Raw genomic sequence first — 18,016 nt, 5'->3', positions numbered from 1 at the left:
GCGGTTTTCTATACCTTTCTGTCTGAGCCGGCCTGCTACCGGCAGCCTGGCCTAGACACCGAGCGATTCAATATCCCGGGCCAGCATAGCCAACTGGTGAGCATAGGAGTCGCGCAACTTGTCGCCAGGCACCAGGTACGACGGCGCCGCACAGGTCAGCACCATCGTAGTGCCATCCTGCAGGTGGATAGGTACACCGGCGGAGTTAATGTTCCGATCCCAGTCTCCCAGCGACAGGCAGAAACCGTGCTCCCGGTAATCTTCCATCGCCTGGTCCAGGCCTTCTTTAATAGTCGGCCACTTTTCACCGTACTTCTCAGCCATGGCATCATCTATCAGCTTGCGGGCCGGGTCACTAACGGCACAGTAATACGCTCGGCCGGCAGAGGTTGTAGACATAGGCAACTTCAAACCGATATCCATGCGCAGCAGTGTTGCTTCCGGTGGCAGGCGATTCTCGACATAAATCATGTGCAAACGGTCGCGACAGGTGAGACCAACCGACATGTTGGTTTGCCGGGCGAACTCATCCATGTAAGGCTTGGCAAGCTGACGAACCTTCAAATTCGACACATAGGCATAGCCCAAAGCCAGTACGCCCGAGCTGAGCTGATATTTTTCCAACTGCTGGTTATAACTCAGGTAGCCAAGCTTGGTCAGAGTGTATGTCATCCGGGAAACGGTAGGCTTGGGAAGGCCAGTAATCCTGGCGATATCCTGGTTACCGAGAATCACAGATCCCTGACTGAAAGCGCGCAGTACATCGAGCCCCCGGGACAGCGCCTCTACAAACTTGCGATCCTTGCCCGGCTGAACGGGCTTGCCATCGCCAGACGCTACTTTCAACTCCGGTGAGTTGTCCTGCTGATTTTTTGCCATAACTTGCCTATTTCCTGAACTGCGTTGCCTGTCACGGATAGCCTGTGAACCGTGGGCGTGAAAAGTGGACATATTCTAGTCTATGAGAAACTCAAGAACCACAATCTGCCATCAAATTTCATGCCAGATTCGAAACACTGGCATTACCCGATGCCACGAAATAGCCATGACGGAAACCCGGGCAACCTTTACCATAGTATAGCGATACTTTATTCTGCAATGCGGAACCAAGTCATATGCACGACAACAAACCCTACTCAGGAGCATGTATGAAGGTACTTTTTGTAGCGGGCGATCCCAAACCAGAGCGCTGGACCGTACCTATCAAACAACTGCTACCAGAAGCAGACATCTATGTCTGGGACCCGGACGGCCCGGCGATTAATGCAGACTACGCCATCGTATGGCAGCCCCCGGCGAAGCTGTTCGAGCGTGAGACCCGCCTGAAGGCCGTTTTCAATCTGGGCGCCGGTATCGACGGATTGCTTAAAGTCCCCAACCTGCCGGCGGACCTTACCGTGGTAAGACTGGAAGATGCCGGCATGTCGGTACAGATGGCCGAGCATGTACTGCACCAGATACTGGAAGTCAGCCGGCAGATGGAGCTGTACCGGGATCAGCAACGCCAGCGGCTGTGGAAGATACACCGCCCCATCAGCCGGAAAGAGTGGCCCATCGGCATTATGGGGCTTGGGCACATCGGCAAGCGTGTGGCCAGCACACTGGCAAGCCTCGACTATACGGTAAACGGCTGGGCCAGGAGTGAGCACACGGTAGATGGCGTGCGCACCTTCGCAGGCAACGGGCAACTCGGAGAATTCCTGGGGGCAACCAGGGTGCTGGTTAACACTCTGCCTCTGACCAGCGAAACCGAAAACATCCTTAACTACGACCTGTTCAGCCAACTCCAGCCAGACGCGGTACTGATCAACGTTGGCCGGGGGGAGCACCTCGTGGAAGACGACCTGCTCAGAGCCCTGAATGAGGAGAAACTGCAGCGGGCCTCACTGGATGTGTTCCGCAAGGAACCTTTGCCGGCTGGCCACCCGTTCTGGGAGCGAACCGACATCACAATCACGCCGCACATTTCGGCGCGCACCCTTCGGGATGCCACCCTGGAGCAGATCACCGGGAAAATCCGGGACCACGCCAGCGGGCGAGCCATCACAGGAATAGTCGACATAACCCGCGGCTACTAACCCGCAAGCCGATTCTGCCGGTCAACCCAGGACCGGCAGAAGTACCGCAAACACCGCCAGCAATAACAGCAACAGCGGCACCACCAGCAAGACAAAAACACCGTTCCACTGAAAGGCCACTACGTTGCGGGAAACCTGACCAAACCGTGACAGCAACATCACCGACGGCCCGAACGGCGACACCATCATTGCCAGTGAGAAACCAATAACCAGACCAATTGCCACCAGCATCGGGTCAGCCCCGCTAGCCACAAGTTGCGCAAGCATGCCCGACTGCACGCTGAGCACGGTAATCGGAATCACCCCGGCCATGGAGAACAGCGGCATGATCAGCAGCCCTGCGGCTGCAATCAGGTAACTACCCCAGCCGCTCACCACAAGTCCGTTCAACAGATCTGCAGGCACCACAGTGGCAATCGATACCCCAAGCATGGCTGAGCCGGCAAAGATCGCCATTTCGTTGGACATCACCGCCAACTGTCCCACCCCTTCTGCCAATGCCGCCACCGGAGAGCGTTCCTGCAACAACATATAAGACAAAGTGACAGCCGGAACAGCCAACATGGCAGCCACCGACACCTTCACGCCCGCCAAGGCAACCAGCAAAGCCATACAGCCAAACACCACCAGAACCAGAAGCGTCAGTTTGCCCGTCCCTTCTGGCCAGCCGTCGAGCGCAACCCGTTCACTACTGATTTCCCGGAAGCGCTGCCTTTCCAGCACCCAACCAACCACGATCATCAGCAAAGCTGCCACAAAGCCGAAAGGCAAAAGAGAAGACCAGCTGAGCTGAGGCAGCTCTCGCGTGAGAATCGCAACCGCTACGCTGGTGGGTGCCACCAATGGCACCAGCGCAAACCCTCGCAAGGCGCTGATCAGCACGCTCCTGAGCCACTGCAGCCTTGCAACTCCCTCTATTCCCCTCTCTTTAAGGCTATCCGCGAGGGTGCCACATAAAAGGCTCATCATTCCGAAACTGAGCACCGAAGCAATACCGCAGCTTACCGCCGCATACTTTGGGTATAAAAGGGATACCCGACCCCCGAGCAGCAAATCGTGGATACGCCTGAGGACTTCAAAGCGGCGCACCAGGCACTGCATCATCCCCAGGCTGCCCAAAAACGCCGAATAGAACGCTGCATCCGACAACGCATCAAGGGCACCGTCCATTCCGAGACGGCCGGTCACAAACAAACCAACACTAAACGTGAGGGAAAGCAGGAACAACGTCCTTGCATAGACCTGAAGGCGCATCGCGCCCAGAACAAACACCAGGACGAATACCAGCCCGGCGGAGGCGCTAAGGGCTTTGCTCTGCAGACAAATCGCGACAAGCTCCATGACCACGGCACAAGCCATCAGCCAGCGAAGAGTTCCATTCATAAACCAGTCAGCCACCAATGATGAACAATTCTTGCAATTGAGATAGACCCAGATTAGTCTTTTCCAATATCATTTACAAAACTATATTCCGCAGTTCGGAATTACCTAACCATAATCGATACGGCAATTCTTATGAACGCATACATCTATGATGGCTTGAGAACACCATTTGGGCGGCATGCAGGCGCCCTGGCCAAGGTTCGCCCCGACGACCTGCTGGCCGAGGTCATTCGCGCACTCATTGAGCGCAACGCCTTTGCTCCGGATAATTATGAAGACGTGATTGCCGGCTGCACCAACCAGGCCGGTGAAGATGCCCGCAACCTGGCGCGGCACGCCGGACTGCTGGCAGGCTTGCCGGTTGAAACCGGTGGCCAGACCGTTAACAGGCTGTGCGGCTCAGGCCTTGCCGCCATCATCGATGCTGCCCGCGCTATCCGTTGTGGCGAAGGTGAGCTGTTTGTAGCCGGTGGTGCCGAGAGCATGAGCCGCGCGCCGTTTGTGCTGGCCAAGTCCGAATCACCTTACAGTCGTGAATTCCGGGCCTTTGACAGCACCATTGGCGCGCGCTTCCCGAACCCACTGATCGAACGTCAGTTCGGTTCTGACACCATGCCTGAAACCGCAGACAACATTGCGCGCGAACTTAACCTGTGCCGACTGGAAGTGGATCGCTTTGCCGCGCAAAGTCAGGCCCGTTACGAGGCGGCCCGCCAAGAAGGCTTCTTCAAGGACGAGATCCTGCCCATTTCGGTGCCTCAGGGGCGCAAGCAACCGCCACTGACCGTGCAGGACGACGAGCATCCAAGGCCTACATCCAACCTCGAGGCGCTTTCCAATCTTCGCTCGCTGGCTGAAGATGGCGTGGTTACTGCCGGCAACGCCTCCGGCGTGAACGATGGCGCAGCTGCCCTCATCATTGGCTCGGAAGAAGCCGGCAAGCGGGCTGGCATCCAGCCCCGCGCACGTATCGTATCGGCTGCCATCGCCGGCGTTGCGCCCAATGTAATGGGGTACGGCCCGGTTCCGGCAAGCCAGAAAGCCCTGGCCCGGGCAGGCCTGACACTAAAAGACATGGATGTAATCGAGATCAACGAGGCGTTCGCCGCCCAGGTTCTCGGTTGCACCACCAAACTGGGAATCGATCCTTCCGATTCCAGACTCAACCCGAACGGCGGCGCCATCGCTGTAGGGCACCCTCTTGGTGCTTCCGGCGCCCGGATTGCCCTGACGGCGGTACGCCAACTTGAACGTACCGGTGGCCGTTACGCTCTGATCAGCATGTGCATTGGCGTAGGCCAGGGCATTGCTGCGGTAATTGAACGGGTTTCCAACTAACTTTTCAGGAGAACAACAATGGCTTCCGCACCTTGGGACGACCTGCTGAACTTTGAATCACAACTGGACGAAACCGAGCGTCAGGTACGCGACAGCATTCGCAGCTTCTGCGATAACCGTCTGATGCCCGGCATCGTCGAGGCAAACCGCCACGAAAAATTCGACCGCAGCATCTTCACCGAAATGGGTGAACTGGGCATGCTGGGTGCCACCCTGCCGGAAGAGTACGGCGGCCCCGGCCTGAACCACGTGTGCTACGGCCTGATCGCACGGGAAGTTGAACGGGTAGACTCTGCCTACCGCTCGGCCCTGAGCGTACAGTCTTCACTGGTGATGTACCCGATCTTCTCTTACGGCAAAGAAGAACTGAAAAAGCGTATTCTGCCGAAACTGGCCTCCGGCGAGTTTGTTGGCTGTTTCGGCCTGACCGAGCCAAACCACGGGTCTGACCCCGGCGGCATGGAAACCCGCGCCAAGAAAGTTGACGGCGGCTACCTGCTGAGCGGCTCCAAGACCTGGATCACCAACTCCCCGATTGCCGACGTTTGTGTGGTCTGGGCCAAGCTGGACGGCGTGGTAAACGGCTTTGTGATCGAGCGCGAAGGCGCCAAGGGCCTGGAAACTCCGAAAATTCAGGGCAAATTCTCTCTGCGCGCATCCGACACCGGCTCTATCTTTATGGACGAAGTCTTCGTTCCTGAAGAAAACCGCCTGGAAGTTGAAGGCCTGAAAGGCCCGCTGAGCTGCCTTACCAAGGCTCGCTACGGCATCAGCTGGGGCGCACTGGGTGCTGCGGAATTCTGCTGGCATGCAGCCCGCAACTACACCCTGGAGCGTAAGCAGTTTGGCAAGCCCCTGGCCGCCAACCAGCTGATCCAGAAGAAGCTGGTAGACATGCAGACTGAAATCACCCTCGGCCTGCAGTCTGTGCTGCAGCTGGGCCGCATGATGGATGCCGGCATTGCCACCCCGGATTCCGTTTCCCTTCTGAAGCGTAACAACTGTGGCAAGGCCCTGGACATCGCCCGCGTAGCCCGCGATATGCACGGCGGTAACGGTATTGCCGATGAATACCATGTTATCCGCCACGTTATGAACCTGGAAGCGGTTAACACCTACGAAGGCACCCACGACGTCCACGCCCTGATTCTGGGCCGTGGTCAGACCGGTATTCAGGCCTTCAGCTGATTCCTCCGGAAACAGCACTCCTGACCCCCTCTACGGAGGGGTTTTTTGTGCCCGGCGTCTGGAGGCCTAAACTTCTCGCGCTGGCATAAAAAAGCCCCGGCGTGCAGCGCACCCGGGGCAAGCGATGAAATACCTGATATTCGTTTTAACTCAACGGAAATCGCTGATCAGAATGACAGCTTGGCGGAAGCCATTACCTGCTCATACTGCTGGCTGCCGCTGCCTGCAATCTCGCCAAAGTCCCAGTAGGCATATTCAAGACCCAGAGTCAGGTTCTTATGAGCGGACCACAGCAGGTTGGCGTGGACTGAGGTGGAGGAGTCGAAATAGCTGAGCGTGCCATTCGCAACGGGTCTTGCAACCGGATTCAATAAATCACTCACAATCTCTGTGTGTGAAACTGTCAGGTTACTTCTCCAGGCCGGACTCCAGAAGTGACGATAGGCAGCTGTAACCCCATAGGTTTTCAATGGCTCTACCTCACCGGCAGCCTGCTCGGCCAGATCAACATCCGGATAGGTTAACAACCCCATATAACGGCCAAGTGTGCCATAGCTGTATTGGAGACGCAGGTCATCACGGCCAATCGTCGGAATACGCGCACTTAAAGAAACCGCACCAGTTACTTTTGTATCGTCCGCGCCGTCATCTTCAAGGTTACGAACCATACCCGCTACGGAATAGAACCCGTAGTTGCCACGGATTTGATATCGTGCGACGAGATCCGGATACGACTGGTCGTCATATGACCTTCCGTAGAAACCATCCTCGGGATTCTCCAGCGCCACCATCAATTTGCCACCAGGAGCTGCCATGGTGTAGCGAATCTGCGGCTGAGTCACATAAATAAAGGCTGCCTGCTTGCCTTGGTTCAGAATTTCCGGCATCGCCGCCAAATCAGTAAACGTGGTGTAAGTCTGGCCGAAGTCCCAGCCATTCCATGAACCATAAGCCTGACGCAGGCGCGGGGAGTAACTGTTGGAAACTATCTCGTTACCCGTTTCATTAAGGGCATCATTCAAATCTTGGTTGAAATCCATCTCGACGTATGTGGTCAAGTTATGACCAGCTACATCCTCAGTCTTTGTCCCTATGCTGATGCGCGACTCGCGCGCACTGAACCCGGTTTTCCAATCACTGGTATCACTTCCTGCCGCCTTGGCAAACGTTCTTGGCAAGCCAATGGTATAACTGTTCAGCGTACCATCACCACCAGAGCCAAAGATTGCATCAGCCTTGATGAAACCCCCAAACGAAATTGTGGTATCACCAATCTTGATGCCATCACCATCACGTAACAGATATGGGTTGTCGTCCCGCAATTCAGGGGCAGTCGACACAGCACCTTCCAGCTTTCCTTCCAGAACCTGGATGCGCTCACGCAGCTCTTCCAGCTCTGTGTTGCTCTGCGCCTGGGCAGTTACCGAGCCAAGCATCAGCAGAGGTGCACCCGCCAGGGCTACGGCGCGGACCAGCGGATGGGTGGCAAAACGGGTTGTTGTTGTCATCTTGAAAAACCTCGCATCGGAGTTGGTTAGCGTCTTTATTGTTAAATCTCCGGGACTGGTACAGACCCTACCGCAATAATTCCGCACAGCGGAATGGTGGGTTATTTGCATTTCATTATGCAGTACCATCTTCCACGACAACGAATATAGATGAAGAATTTTAGATCAACAAGTCCATTTATCTTTTTGCATGTCTACAACGATGCATTTTTTTGACAGTTGATTCCGTTAGCATTGACATCCACCGTTTGGTTGATGGATCATGGAACAATTCTGCTATGCGGTATACATTTTCGCTAAGAGCACGGTGAGGGTTACCTATGAACATGAATTACACAGCCGAGGAATTGGCTTTCCGCGATGAAGTTCGCGCATTTCTGGATGCCAAGCTGCCTGAAGACATCGCAGCCAAGGTGAAAGGCTTTCGCAAGCTGAGCAAGGAAGACCACCAGCGGTGGCAAAAAATCCTCAGCGAGCAAGGCTGGTACGCCACGCACTGGCCGGAACAGTACGGGGGTGTCAGCTGGACACCGGTCCAGAAGCACATCTGGGATGAAGAGTCCTGCCGTTACGGTGTGCCCCGCTCCATTCCCTTCGGCGTAAATATGGTGGCTCCGGTCATCATCAAGTTCGGCTCCGAAGAACAGAAGCAGCAATACCTGCCCCGGATTCTGAGCGGCGAAGACTGGTGGTGTCAGGGTTATTCCGAGCCAGGCGCGGGTTCTGACCTGGCTTCCCTGAAAACACGGGCTGTGCGCGAAGGCGACCATTACATCGTTAATGGCCAGAAGACCTGGACCACGCTGGGCCAGCACGCCAACATGATCTTCTGCCTGGTACGCACCAACACAGAAGTGAAGGCGCAGGAAGGCATCTCATTCCTGCTGATCGACATGAACACCCCGGGTATTACCGTTCGTCCGATCATCACGCTAGACGGTGAGCATGAAGTTAACGAAGTCTTCTTCGAAGACGTGAAGGTTCCCGTCGAGAACCTGGTGGGTGAAGAAGATAAAGGCTGGACCTACGCCAAGTACCTGCTCACCTACGAGCGTACCGGCCTGGCGGGCATCGGCCTGTCCAAAGCAGCACTGACACACCTCAAGCAGCTGGCCAGCCGTCGGGTGAAGAACGGCAAACCCCTGATTCAGGATCCGACCTTCAGCCAACGTATCGCGCAGGTCGAAATCGACCTGATGGCAGCAGCGATCAGCAACCTGAGAATTGTTGCCTCGGTAGAAGGCGGCGGCGTTCCGGGAGCGGAAAGCTCTATGCTGAAAGTGCGCGGCACCGAGATTCGCCAGGCTATCAACGACCTGGCACGCCGGGCGATCGGACCTTACGCCATTCCGTTTGTTGAAGAAGAGATGGACCAGGCCTATGACGGCGAATTCTTGTCTGACCCGGATGCTGCGCCCCTGGCTGCCCATTACTTCAACAACCGCAAGCTGTCTATTTTCGGTGGATCAAACGAGATCCAGAAGAACATCGTTTCGAAAATGATTCTGGGACTTTAAGGAGGCGACCATGGATTTCCGACTCAACGAAGAGCAGCAAATGCTGCAGGACACCGTGGCTCGTCTGGTTCGCGGTGAGTACAGCTTCGAAAAACGGCTGGAATACAGCGAATCAGAGCTTGGCTTCAGTGAAAGTTTCTGGAAGCAACTAGGCGAACTGGGCCTGATGGCGGTGCCATTCCCCGAGGAACTCGGCGGCTTTGGCGGCACCGGCGTTGAAGTTCAAAGCGTGATGACCGAGCTGGGCCGCGGTCTGTGCATCGAGCCGTACCTCCAGTCTGTGGTTCTCGGCGGCGGGCTGATCAGCCAGGCCGGCAATGAACAGCAGAAAGAACAGTGGCTGGCAGGCATAGCAACGGGCGAAACCCAGGTAGCCGTTGCCTTGCAGGAGCCTCAGAGCTTCTACAACACCAACGACGTAGAAACTACCGCCGAGAAAGCCGGCAGCGACTATGTTCTTAACGGTCGCAAAGCGGTCGTAATCGGTGGCCATAGTGCCGACCTGCTGGTGGTTTCTGCCCGCACAGCCGGCAACAGCCGTGATGCCGCTGGCATCAGCCTGTTCGTCATCGACGCCAATGCTGAAGGCCTGGATCGTCGCAGCTACCCGACCATCGACGGCGCGAAGGGCTGCGATCTATTCCTGAACAACGTCAAAGTCGGCGCAGACGCTCTGCTGGGCAACGAAGGTGAGGCTGCCGATGTTATTGAATACCAGGTTGGCCGTGCCATTTCCGCTCTTTGTGGTGAAGCTGTCGGCGTTATGGAAGTCGCCTGTGACCTGACCCTGGACTATCTCAAACAGCGCAAGCAGTTTGGTGTGCCCATCGGAAAGTTCCAGGTGCTTCAGCACCGGATGGCCGACATGATGTCCGAACTGGAGCAGGCTCGTTCAATGGCCATCCTTGCCGCCAGCGTGGCTGATGAGCCTCAGAGTGACGAGCGCCGCCGGGTAATTGCGGCCGCTAAAAACGTAATTAGTCGTAGCGCCCAGTTTATTTCCGAGAAGGGCATACAGTCCCACGGCGGTATTGGCATGACCTGGGAATACAACTTTGCCCACTACGCCAAGCGCCTGGTGATGATCAACCACCAGCTGGGCGATGACGATTTCCACCTGGAGCGCTATGCCGCCCTGCTGGAAGCCAACTGATACTGAATCAGTGAACCTTGGGTCTGCCTCCACATTCAGTCAGGACCCTCTTTCGGGGTGGCCTATGCCACCCCTTTTTTATGCCCGGAATAACCTTGAGTAATCATTCTCTGCGGAGGAACAATCATGACAAAAAACCACCCGGACGAAATGCAGGCTGATCTGAGAAAAGCCGAATGGAAAATAAGAACCGAACTGGCTGCTGCCTATCGACTGGTAGCCCTGTTTGGCTGGGACGACCTGGTGTTCACCCATCTGTCAGCCCGGGTGCCCGGGCCTGATCATCACTTTCTGATCAATCCCTACGGATTGCTGTTCCATGAAATGACCGCCTCATCCCTGGTGAAAGTCGACCAAAATGGCGAAGTCGTGGAGGCTGGCGGGCTGCGCAGGGTTAACCCGGCGGGGTTTACCATCCACAGTGCCGTACATATGGGGCGTGAAGATGCCGGAGCCGTCATGCACCTGCATGCAGCAGATGGTGTTGCGGTATCAGCCCACCGTGATGGCCTACTGCCCCTGAGCCAGACCGCCATGCTGTGCCTTGAGCACCTGAGTTACCACGAATATGAAGGCGTAGCGCTCAACCTTGATGAGAGGGAGCGCCTGATCCGGGATCTGGGTAGCAAATCCATGATGATCTTGCGCAACCACGGCATTCTGACCGTGGGCCGCGACGTGCCGGAAACCTTCACATACCTCTACTTCCTGATGAAGGCCTGCGAGATACAGGTAAAAGCGCAGAGTTGTGGCCCGGTATACATGCCCACCCAACAGGCTATCGACACCACGGCGGATCAATCAGGCTCACTCGGCAAGGCAGCAAAGCTCACCTGGCCCGCCCTTCTGAGACTGCTTGATGCCAGGTCTCCTGGCTACAACGTTTGAGCCCGTCATCAATCCACTTTCAGGAAGGTTCTATGATTACTGTTGATATTAATGATCTTGAAGCCTATCAGGGCATGCTCATTGGCCACAGCCCCTGGGTAACCGTGAGCCAGGCCATGATAAACGCCTTTGCCGAAACCACCGGCGACCATCAGTGGATCCATGTGGATGTCGACCGGGCCAACCGCGAATCCCCCTGGAAGAGCCCGGTCGCCCATGGCTACCTGACCGCCTCACTGATACCCAGGCTCAACAGCGAAGTCATCAAGGTGACGGGAACTTCAGCCACCATCAACTACGGCTTGAACAAACTCCGCTTTCCCGCAGCCGTCAAGGCTGGGGCAGATATCCGGTCCCGGGTTGAGCTGGTATCAGTGAAGCGGGTGGATGATCACCGCCTGCTGGCCACTTACCAGACAGTGGTTGAAGTCAGAAATGAAGATAAGCCTGCCTGTGTGGTCGAGAACCTCGCCATGTATGTGCTCTGACTCTGGACTTGTGGCACAAAAAAGGCGGCATCTCTCTGGAGGTGCCGCCTTTTTAACGAACTAAGGCTTACTTTTTGATTTCTTCGCGCACAATCTTGCCATCTTTCACAACAGCCAGCGTTGTACGTGTTACAAAGCCGCCATTCTCGGTTACTTCTGTTACTTCGTAGGGGTTATAGCTGACATCCATGCTCTTCAGGGCATCGCCCATGGCAGCGCGGATAACTTTCGGGTCTGTAGACTCTGTCGCATCCATAGCCTCTATCAGGGCGTGCAATGCCAGGTAGTTGTAGGCCGCCTCGGAACCCGGAGTTTTACCGTACTTGTCACGATAGCGCTTGATGAAGTTCTTGGCAGTTTCTGTCTCGTAAACGCTTAAGGGAACTACACCGATAGCACCTTCTACCATGTCCAGACCACCGGCGACCTCGGCCACCTCATCGATCTTGGCCTGGTCCATTACGATAAAGCCGCCTTGATATCCCATCTGGCGGGCTTGCTGGATCACCAGTCCGGTAGGCTCGGAAGCACCACCCACAAAAAGAACGTCCGGGCTTGAAGCCATGATCCGGCTGATACCCGTAAAGAAGTCAGCCGACTTGTTGTAGTCCATGGGGTTGTCGGCAACGATTTCACCTCCCTTGGACTCCCATTCCTTCTTGATCATCGATGCCCAGATCTTGGCGTATTCGTGGGTTGCACCGGCCATACCCATTGTTTTACTGCCATTATTCTGCATTTCGTAATCTGTGAAGGCCTTTACATACCCATCAAACGTTGGCGGAATCCGCAGGGTCATCGTATTACCACTCTCGGTAATACTGGGCACGCTACTGTAGGACATCACGATGAAGTTATCTTTTTCGTTGAAATCCTGCAGCGCAAAGGTGCCCCCCGAGTGAGGAACAAATACGGCCGGCACACCAGATTCCTGCTTGAGCCGCTTGGCGTTAGTTGCAGCCTGGGCAGGAGAGTAACGGTCATCAAGGGACACGATGTTCACCTTGGTTTTCTCACCATCGAGGTCGAATCCGCCGGACGCATTGATTTCTTCTGCCGCCATACGAAGGCCAGATAAAGTGTTTTCACCGTAAAGGGCGGCACCACCGCTCAGAGGACCGGTAAAGCCAATGTTTACCTCTCCGGCGCTAGCGCCGGCGGCGAGGGACATTGTCAGAGTAGCTGCGGCAATTGCTTGACCCAAGGTTCTAAGTTTTTTCATTGTTTTCTCCTGGTTTGTTGCGCTTCGGTTTGCTTTGTTTATCACCAATCAGGCGCCGATATAGGCCTTGCGAACCTGCTCGTTGCCCAACATCATTTCCCGGTCACCCTCCATAACCAGGTGACCGTTTTCCATGACATAAGCCCTGTCAGCGATCTTCAGGGCTGCAAAGGCATTCTGTTCTGCCAACAGCACGGTAGTGCCCAGACTGTTGATCTGCTGAATGGTCTCGAACATTTGTTTAACCACCAGCGGTGCCAGGCCAAGCGAGGGCTCATCCAGCATCAGCAGTCTTGGCCTGCTCATCATCGCCCGTCCGATAGCGACCATTTGCTGCTGCCCGCCGGAAAGCGAGCCCGCTGGCTGGTCAGCCTTGTCTTCGAGTATCGGGAAGAGTTCAAGAACTTCATTCAGGCGCTTCTTGTTGCCACCGCTGTCACGACGGTGCACAAAAGCTCCCATCATCAGATTCTGTAGAACGCTCATCTGTGGGAACAGCTTGCGGCCTTCCGCACACTGCACGACACCCGCTGACACCACGGCACTGGCTTTCATGCCATTGAGGTGCTTGTCTTCAAAACGAATATCACCGACAGATGGCCGCACCAAACCGCTGATGGCATTAAACAGGGTAGACTTGCCCGCCCCATTGGCACCAAGCAGAACCACCAGCTCGCCCGTATCCACGGTCATTGAAATATCTGACAGCGCCTTGAAGCTGCCGTAGCAAACGTCTACGTGGTCAAGCTGCAGCATCTTCGTCACCTCCCAGGTAGGCCTCAATCACTGCGGGATTGTTTCTGATCTCCTCCGGTGTACCTTCTGCAATTTTTTCGCCGTGATCGAGCACCATGATTTTGTCTGCCAGGCTCATGATCATGTCCATCTTGTGTTCAATCAGACACAGCGTCAGGCCGTTATTGACCATCTTGCGCATAAGCTCGGCAAAGCCCTCGGTCTCTTCGGGGTTTACCCCTGCGGCAGGCTCATCCAACAGGATGATCTTCGGGTCTGTCGCCAGTGCCAGGGCAAAGGCAACCCGCTTACGCTCTTCCTGGGTGGTATCTGCAATAAACTGCCCGGCAATATGGTTCAAACCAACAAAGTCGAGCGCTTCCATTGCCTTATCACGGGCGGCTTTCTCTTCCCGCTGCAAACGCTTGCTGTTGATCAACACATCCCACAGGCCCGATTCAGTGCGCAACCTGTGCCCTACAATCAGGTTATCCAGAACCGTGGCCTGATCGAACAGATTGGTAGTCTGGAACGTACGCCCCACACCCAGGCGGGCTACCTTGTCAGAGGGCATATGCGTCACATCTACCCCGTCCAGAGTGATGCGGCCGGAGGTTGGCTGATGCAGCCCGGATATCAGGTTGAAGAAGGTGCTTTTACCGGCACCATTAGGGCCAATAATTGCGTTGATTTTTCCGGTTTCGAATTCGACCGACACATCATTCACCGCGGCAAGGCCGCCAAACATTTTGGTCAGATGTTCTACCTTAAGCATTATTCTTGGCCTCCTCGGTGCTGGCGTTCTGCACTTTTTTTTCCTTGCGCTTTTTCCCCGGCACCATGGACTGCGCCTTGTGGTGCATCCAGGTCAGGAACTGACCAGAAATACCCCGGGGGAAGAAAATCACAAGAATGACCAGCATCGGGCCAAAGATGATCATCCGGTACTCTTCAAGGAACTGAAGGGACTGGGTGATCCAGACAATCCCTACCGTACCCAGTAGCGGTCCCATCAGCGTGCCGATGCCGCCTACCAGCAGGTAGGTAATCATGTCGAAGGTATGAACAATGTTTGCCTCTTCCGGGCCAATAATTCGAACCATGCCTGCGTATAGGGCTCCGGCCAGGCCGGCATAGGTAGTCGACAGTACAAACGCCAGGATTTTGTTACGCATCAGGTTGATACCCAGTGATTGCGCGAGCTCGTCCCCGTTTCGGATTGCAATAAATGTGCGCCCCAGCAAGGACCGTGACAGCCGCCCCATGAACCAGATGCAGAACACCAGAAAAGCCAGGACCAGATAGTAGAAAGGCACTGTTTCTGTGAAATCCACCAGGCCAAACCCGGAAGGCGCTGCAATGTTACGCACGCCAATAGCACCATGAGTCAACTCTTCCCACTTATCGATCAGCAGGTAGATGATAAACCCGACACACAAGGTGAAAATGGCGAAGTAGTGCTCTTTGAGACGCAAGGACACGATCCCCACCAGGAAACCCAGCGCGGCACTCACCAGCAGGGCTGCAACAAACGCCGGCCAGAAACTCCAACCTGCGTCCGCCGTCAGCAATGCCAGGGTGTAAGCGCCAATGGCGAAAAAGCCGCCATGGGCCAGGTTAAGCTGGCCGCAGTAACCGGTAATGATGTTCAGTCCGTATACTGCAATGGCCCAGACAAAGGCCGAAGCCATCACATAGACCTGGTATTCATTTGAAGCCAGGAAAGGGAACACCAGGGCAAAGGCCAGGAGCGCCATCTTGGCCCCGGGCGTCATCAGATATCGACCAATCTTGAATAACATGATCAGTGCGCCCCCTTCGCAAACAGGCCCTGCGGGCGGATAGAAAGAATGACCACCAACAGACCAAAGGCGATGATGTCTTTGTAATCAGTAGAGATGTAGAAACCGCCAAGGGCTTCGGCAAATCCGATGATCATGCCGCCAACGATGGCTCCTGGAATGCTGCCCATTCCTCCGATAATGATGATTACGAAGGCCTTCATGATCACCAGGTGTCCCATGGCAGGGTAAACCAGGTTAATAGGCGCATAGAGTGTCGCGGCGATCGCCGCGAGGGCACCCGAAATGGCAAATGTCATCATCGCGACCCGGTTAGCATCAATTCCCACCAGAAATGCCCCTTCCCGACTCTGGGCCATGGCAATAATGGTGGCGCCGGTCATGGTCTTGCGCAGGAACAACTGCAGCGCGAACACAAGCACAAATGCGCCCACGATAATCAACAACCGCTGCTCTGGAATGATCAGTCCGTCGAAATTAAGGATGCCGGTGAACGGCGAGCTCATGCGGCGGAAATCAGAGCCCCAGAACATCTGAACCACCGCTTCCAGGAACAGAAGTATCCCGATTGCTGCGATCTTGTCGTGGATCGGAGGAGAGTTTCTTAGCGGGTGGAACACCAGGCGCTCACAGAGAACGGCCAGTATAGCGACGACGACAGCTGAGCCCGCCATAGCTATCCAGTAGTGGACACCCAGGTCGACCATAAAGAAATACGACATGAAGGCTCCAACCATGTAGAGCGCGCCATGTGCGAAGTTGGGAACGTGGAGAATTCCGTAGACCAGGGTCAGCCCGAGCGCTACGAGTCCGTAGATGCTGCCGAGAGTTAACCCGTTAATGATTTGCTGGAAGAAAAGGTTCAAAACTGCCCCTCCGTTGGTTGTTTTTATGCGAGAGCGCGAGGCATAGATACTGCGGAACAGTCTCCGCAGTATCCACCTAAACAATTACATTACATTTCCACTCTGTCAATTAAATAAAATTATATTCCGCACAGCGGTACATGAACGCATAAGAAGCCTCTGGAGGCTACTTCTGCCACTCCTGCTCCTGAAGTGTCCGCCACATCAGCTTTCCGGTCGGTGATTTTGGCAACTCATCAACAAATTCAATGATGGTTGGTACCTTGTAGGCCGCCATTTGCTCCTTACACCAACTGATGATGTCGCCCTTGGTTGTTGTGTTTTCAGCCTCAGGCGTTAGTACAATACAAGCCTTGACCGTTTCACCACGCTTGGGGTCCGGGGCAGAAATAATGCAAACTTCGTGGATGGATGGGTGACGGTACATCAACCCTTCTACCTCAGACGGCCAGACCTTGAAGCCAGACGCGTTGATCATGCGTTTGACCCGATCCACCATGAAGAAGTAACCATCTTCATCGTAGTAACCCAGATCGCCGGTGCGGAAGAAACGCTTACCATCGATTTCGACGAACGAGGCCTCGGTATCCACGGGGCGATTCCAGTAGCCCAGAGTGACCTGAGGCCCGCAGGAAACGATCTCGCCGGTTTCTCCCACGCCTTTTTCTTCAAGTGTGTCGACATCGATAATCCGGCTATCAACATCGAATACCGGAATCCCCAGGCATTGCGGTTTAGGGTTGTTACCGGGGTTGATGTGGGTAGCTGCCATGGTTTCAGACAAGCCGTATCCTTCGATGTAATCAAGGCCTGTCAGCTTTTTGAGCTTTTCCGCCACCGCAACAGGCATCGCGGCACCACCACCCCCGATCATGTTCAGGCTGCTGATGTCGTAGCTACCCAGCTCCGGGTTTGACAGAAAATCCACCGCCATAGTGACGATATTGGTCCAGCCGGTAACCTTGTAACGCTCAATCAAACGTGCCGCTGTGGTTCTGTCCCAACGGGTCATGATGACAGAAGTGGCACCGCAGAATATGGGACCGTTCATGGAGCCAGTCATGCCGGTTACGTGGAAGAACGGCAGCGTGGATAGCTGAACACTATCCGGAGTGGACAGATTCCAGAATACCCGGTGCACGGCTGTCGCCATCACCGACCGGTGAGTGTGCATGCAGCCCTTGGGTGCCCCGGTGGTACCGGAGCTGTACGGAATAACGGCAAGGTCATCCGGGCCGGCAGTATGTTCACCGGGCTTGTGTCCGGCTTCCAGGGCCGCCTCCCAGGTAACCACTCCCGGTATATCCCTGGACCACGCGGGCGCAGCAACTTCAGCCGGCAACGTCAGGTCGGTTTCCGGATTAATGTAGGTGTTGTAAGACGCAACAATCACTTGTTCCAGGTTGGTCTCACCAATCAACGGCGCGATGAAGCCCGCCAGTTCCTGGCCCGCCATGCAAACCGTGGAGCCGGTATCCGAAATATAGTGCTCAAGCTCCGCCGCGCGGTTCATGGGATTCACAGGAATAACCACGGCATCGGCCCGCAGGATGGCATAGTAGGAGACCACATACTGCGGGGAGTTCTGCATATAAAGCAGGACCCGGTCACCCTTCTTGACCCCCTGGGCCTGCAGGTAACCCGCCATAGTATCGACTTCTCGCTTAAGCCTGGCATAGGTCATGGGCGCATCGTAGAAAACGATGGCATCGTGGTCCGGATAGCGCAGTGCCGAGACTTCCAGGTTGGTGTACAGACTGGTTTTCGGCAGGGTCATGGTTTTGGGCAGATCTTTCGGCCAAACCTTGTAGTGGCGTGTAAACATATTCTTGTTCTCCCCCTGGGTTAAT

General features: G+C 55.3%; 16 protein-coding genes. 7 read left to right on the top strand and 9 right to left on the bottom strand.

Annotated elements, in window-relative coordinates; all coding sequences use genetic code 11:
- Positions 1–51: 51 nt before the first annotated feature.
- A complete protein-coding gene (locus tag Q674_RS31515; RefSeq protein ID WP_023008969.1) occupies positions 52–879 on the bottom strand; it encodes an IclR family transcriptional regulator in 828 nt (275 codons plus the stop codon).
- A 269-nt stretch (positions 880–1,148) separates the two neighbouring features.
- On the opposite strand from Q674_RS31515, the gene Q674_RS31510 reads away from it, so the two are divergent.
- Complete coding sequence (locus Q674_RS31510) at positions 1,149–2,078, top strand: 2-hydroxyacid dehydrogenase (protein WP_023008968.1); 930 nt, start codon at positions 1,149–1,151, stop codon at positions 2,076–2,078.
- A gap of 21 nt (positions 2,079–2,099) precedes the next feature.
- On the opposite strand, the gene Q674_RS31505 is transcribed toward Q674_RS31510, so the two are convergent.
- A complete protein-coding gene (locus Q674_RS31505) occupies positions 2,100–3,461 on the bottom strand; it encodes a hypothetical protein (RefSeq protein WP_031210163.1) in 1,362 nt (453 codons plus the stop codon).
- A 132-nt stretch (positions 3,462–3,593) separates the two neighbouring features.
- Here Q674_RS31505 and Q674_RS31500 point away from each other — a divergent pair, with 132 nt between their 5' ends.
- A complete protein-coding gene (locus Q674_RS31500; RefSeq protein ID WP_023008966.1) occupies positions 3,594–4,799 on the top strand; it encodes a 3-oxoadipyl-CoA thiolase in 1,206 nt (401 codons plus the stop codon).
- An 18-nt stretch (positions 4,800–4,817) separates the two neighbouring features.
- Positions 4,818–5,987, top strand: a complete 1,170-nt coding sequence (locus Q674_RS31495; RefSeq protein ID WP_023008965.1) for an acyl-CoA dehydrogenase — start codon at positions 4,818–4,820, stop codon at positions 5,985–5,987.
- A 167-nt stretch (positions 5,988–6,154) separates the two neighbouring features.
- Here the strand turns inward: Q674_RS31495 and Q674_RS31490 are convergent, their stop codons facing one another.
- Complete coding sequence (locus Q674_RS31490) at positions 6,155–7,495, bottom strand: hypothetical protein (RefSeq protein WP_023008964.1); 1,341 nt, start codon at positions 7,493–7,495, stop codon at positions 6,155–6,157.
- Between the two features lie 320 nt (positions 7,496–7,815).
- Here Q674_RS31490 and Q674_RS31485 point away from each other — a divergent pair, with 320 nt between their 5' ends.
- From Q674_RS31485 to Q674_RS31470, 4 genes are all read left to right on the top strand, one after another.
- Positions 7,816–9,012 (top strand): acyl-CoA dehydrogenase family protein, encoded by a 1,197-nt coding sequence (locus Q674_RS31485; protein WP_023008963.1) that lies wholly within the window; start codon positions 7,816–7,818, stop codon positions 9,010–9,012.
- Between the two features lie 10 nt (positions 9,013–9,022).
- Positions 9,023–10,165, top strand: coding sequence for an acyl-CoA dehydrogenase family protein (locus Q674_RS31480; protein WP_023008962.1), 1,143 nt, complete (start codon positions 9,023–9,025; stop codon positions 10,163–10,165).
- Between the two features lie 126 nt (positions 10,166–10,291).
- Positions 10,292–11,053: a class II aldolase/adducin family protein gene (locus Q674_RS31475; protein ID WP_023008961.1), complete on the top strand. Its 762-nt coding sequence runs from the start codon at positions 10,292–10,294 to the stop codon at positions 11,051–11,053.
- A 32-nt stretch (positions 11,054–11,085) separates the two neighbouring features.
- Positions 11,086–11,541 (top strand): MaoC family dehydratase, encoded by a 456-nt coding sequence (locus Q674_RS31470; protein WP_023008960.1) that lies wholly within the window; start codon positions 11,086–11,088, stop codon positions 11,539–11,541.
- Positions 11,542–11,608: 67 nt separating this feature from the next.
- Here Q674_RS31470 and Q674_RS31465 read toward each other — a convergent pair whose 3' ends face one another.
- From Q674_RS31465 to Q674_RS31440, 6 genes are all read right to left on the bottom strand, one after another.
- Positions 11,609–12,763, bottom strand: a complete 1,155-nt coding sequence (locus Q674_RS31465; protein WP_023008959.1) for an ABC transporter substrate-binding protein — start codon at positions 12,761–12,763, stop codon at positions 11,609–11,611.
- 48 nt (positions 12,764–12,811) lie between these two features.
- On the bottom strand, positions 12,812–13,519 hold the full coding sequence (locus tag Q674_RS31460) for an ABC transporter ATP-binding protein (protein WP_023008958.1): 708 nt from the start codon (positions 13,517–13,519) through the stop codon (positions 12,812–12,814).
- On the bottom strand, positions 13,506–14,273 hold the full coding sequence (locus Q674_RS31455) for an ABC transporter ATP-binding protein (protein ID WP_023008957.1): 768 nt from the start codon (positions 14,271–14,273) through the stop codon (positions 13,506–13,508). Before Q674_RS31455 ends, Q674_RS31460 begins: the two co-directional genes overlap by 14 nt.
- A complete protein-coding gene (locus tag Q674_RS31450) occupies positions 14,266–15,300 on the bottom strand; it encodes a branched-chain amino acid ABC transporter permease (RefSeq protein ID WP_023008956.1) in 1,035 nt (344 codons plus the stop codon). Before Q674_RS31450 ends, Q674_RS31455 begins: the two co-directional genes overlap by 8 nt.
- Positions 15,301–15,302: 2 nt before the next feature.
- Positions 15,303–16,166 carry a branched-chain amino acid ABC transporter permease gene (locus Q674_RS31445; RefSeq protein WP_023008955.1) on the bottom strand — a complete coding sequence of 288 codons (864 nt, stop codon included), beginning with the start codon at positions 16,164–16,166 and terminating at the stop codon, positions 15,303–15,305.
- Positions 16,167–16,332: 166 nt separating this feature from the next.
- The gene (locus Q674_RS31440; RefSeq protein WP_023008954.1) at positions 16,333–17,991 is read right to left on the bottom strand and encodes a long-chain fatty acid--CoA ligase; all 1,659 of its coding nucleotides are present in this window, start codon (positions 17,989–17,991) and stop codon (positions 16,333–16,335) included.
- Between the last annotated feature and the right edge of the window lie 25 nt (positions 17,992–18,016).

The sequence above is a fragment of the Marinobacter sp. EVN1 genome (assembly GCF_000475375.1).
GTDB lineage: Bacteria > Pseudomonadota > Gammaproteobacteria > Pseudomonadales > Oleiphilaceae > Marinobacter > Marinobacter nauticus.
Note: the sequence above shows the minus strand (reverse complement) of the source record. Positions and strands in the feature narration are given on the sequence as shown.

What these genes read in the sequence shown, in the direction of transcription:
- Q674_RS31455 (WP_023008957.1), bottom strand. Translation starts at nt 14,273, where the DNA reads ATGCTTAAGGTAGAACATCTGACCAAAATGTTTGGCGGCCTTGCCGCG.
- Q674_RS31460 (WP_023008958.1), bottom strand. Translation starts at nt 13,519, where the DNA reads ATGCTGCAGCTTGACCACGTAGACGTTTGCTACGGCAGCTTCAAGGCG.
- Q674_RS31490 (WP_023008964.1), bottom strand. Translation starts at nt 7,495, where the DNA reads ATGACAACAACAACCCGTTTTGCCACCCATCCGCTGGTCCGCGCCGTA.
- Q674_RS31515 (WP_023008969.1), bottom strand. Translation starts at nt 879, where the DNA reads ATGGCAAAAAATCAGCAGGACAACTCACCGGAGTTGAAAGTAGCGTCT.
- Q674_RS31470 (WP_023008960.1), top strand. Translation starts at nt 11,086, where the DNA reads ATGATTACTGTTGATATTAATGATCTTGAAGCCTATCAGGGCATGCTC.
- Q674_RS31465 (WP_023008959.1), bottom strand. Translation starts at nt 12,763, where the DNA reads ATGAAAAAACTTAGAACCTTGGGTCAAGCAATTGCCGCAGCTACTCTG.
- Q674_RS31440 (WP_023008954.1), bottom strand. Translation starts at nt 17,991, where the DNA reads ATGTTTACACGCCACTACAAGGTTTGGCCGAAAGATCTGCCCAAAACC.
- Q674_RS31495 (WP_023008965.1), top strand. Translation starts at nt 4,818, where the DNA reads ATGGCTTCCGCACCTTGGGACGACCTGCTGAACTTTGAATCACAACTG.
- Q674_RS31450 (WP_023008956.1), bottom strand. Translation starts at nt 15,300, where the DNA reads ATGTTATTCAAGATTGGTCGATATCTGATGACGCCCGGGGCCAAGATG.
- Q674_RS31475 (WP_023008961.1), top strand. Translation starts at nt 10,292, where the DNA reads ATGACAAAAAACCACCCGGACGAAATGCAGGCTGATCTGAGAAAAGCC.
- Q674_RS31500 (WP_023008966.1), top strand. Translation starts at nt 3,594, where the DNA reads ATGAACGCATACATCTATGATGGCTTGAGAACACCATTTGGGCGGCAT.
- Q674_RS31505 (WP_031210163.1), bottom strand. Translation starts at nt 3,461, where the DNA reads ATGAATGGAACTCTTCGCTGGCTGATGGCTTGTGCCGTGGTCATGGAG.
- Q674_RS31480 (WP_023008962.1), top strand. Translation starts at nt 9,023, where the DNA reads ATGGATTTCCGACTCAACGAAGAGCAGCAAATGCTGCAGGACACCGTG.
- Q674_RS31485 (WP_023008963.1), top strand. Translation starts at nt 7,816, where the DNA reads ATGAACATGAATTACACAGCCGAGGAATTGGCTTTCCGCGATGAAGTT.
- Q674_RS31510 (WP_023008968.1), top strand. Translation starts at nt 1,149, where the DNA reads ATGAAGGTACTTTTTGTAGCGGGCGATCCCAAACCAGAGCGCTGGACC.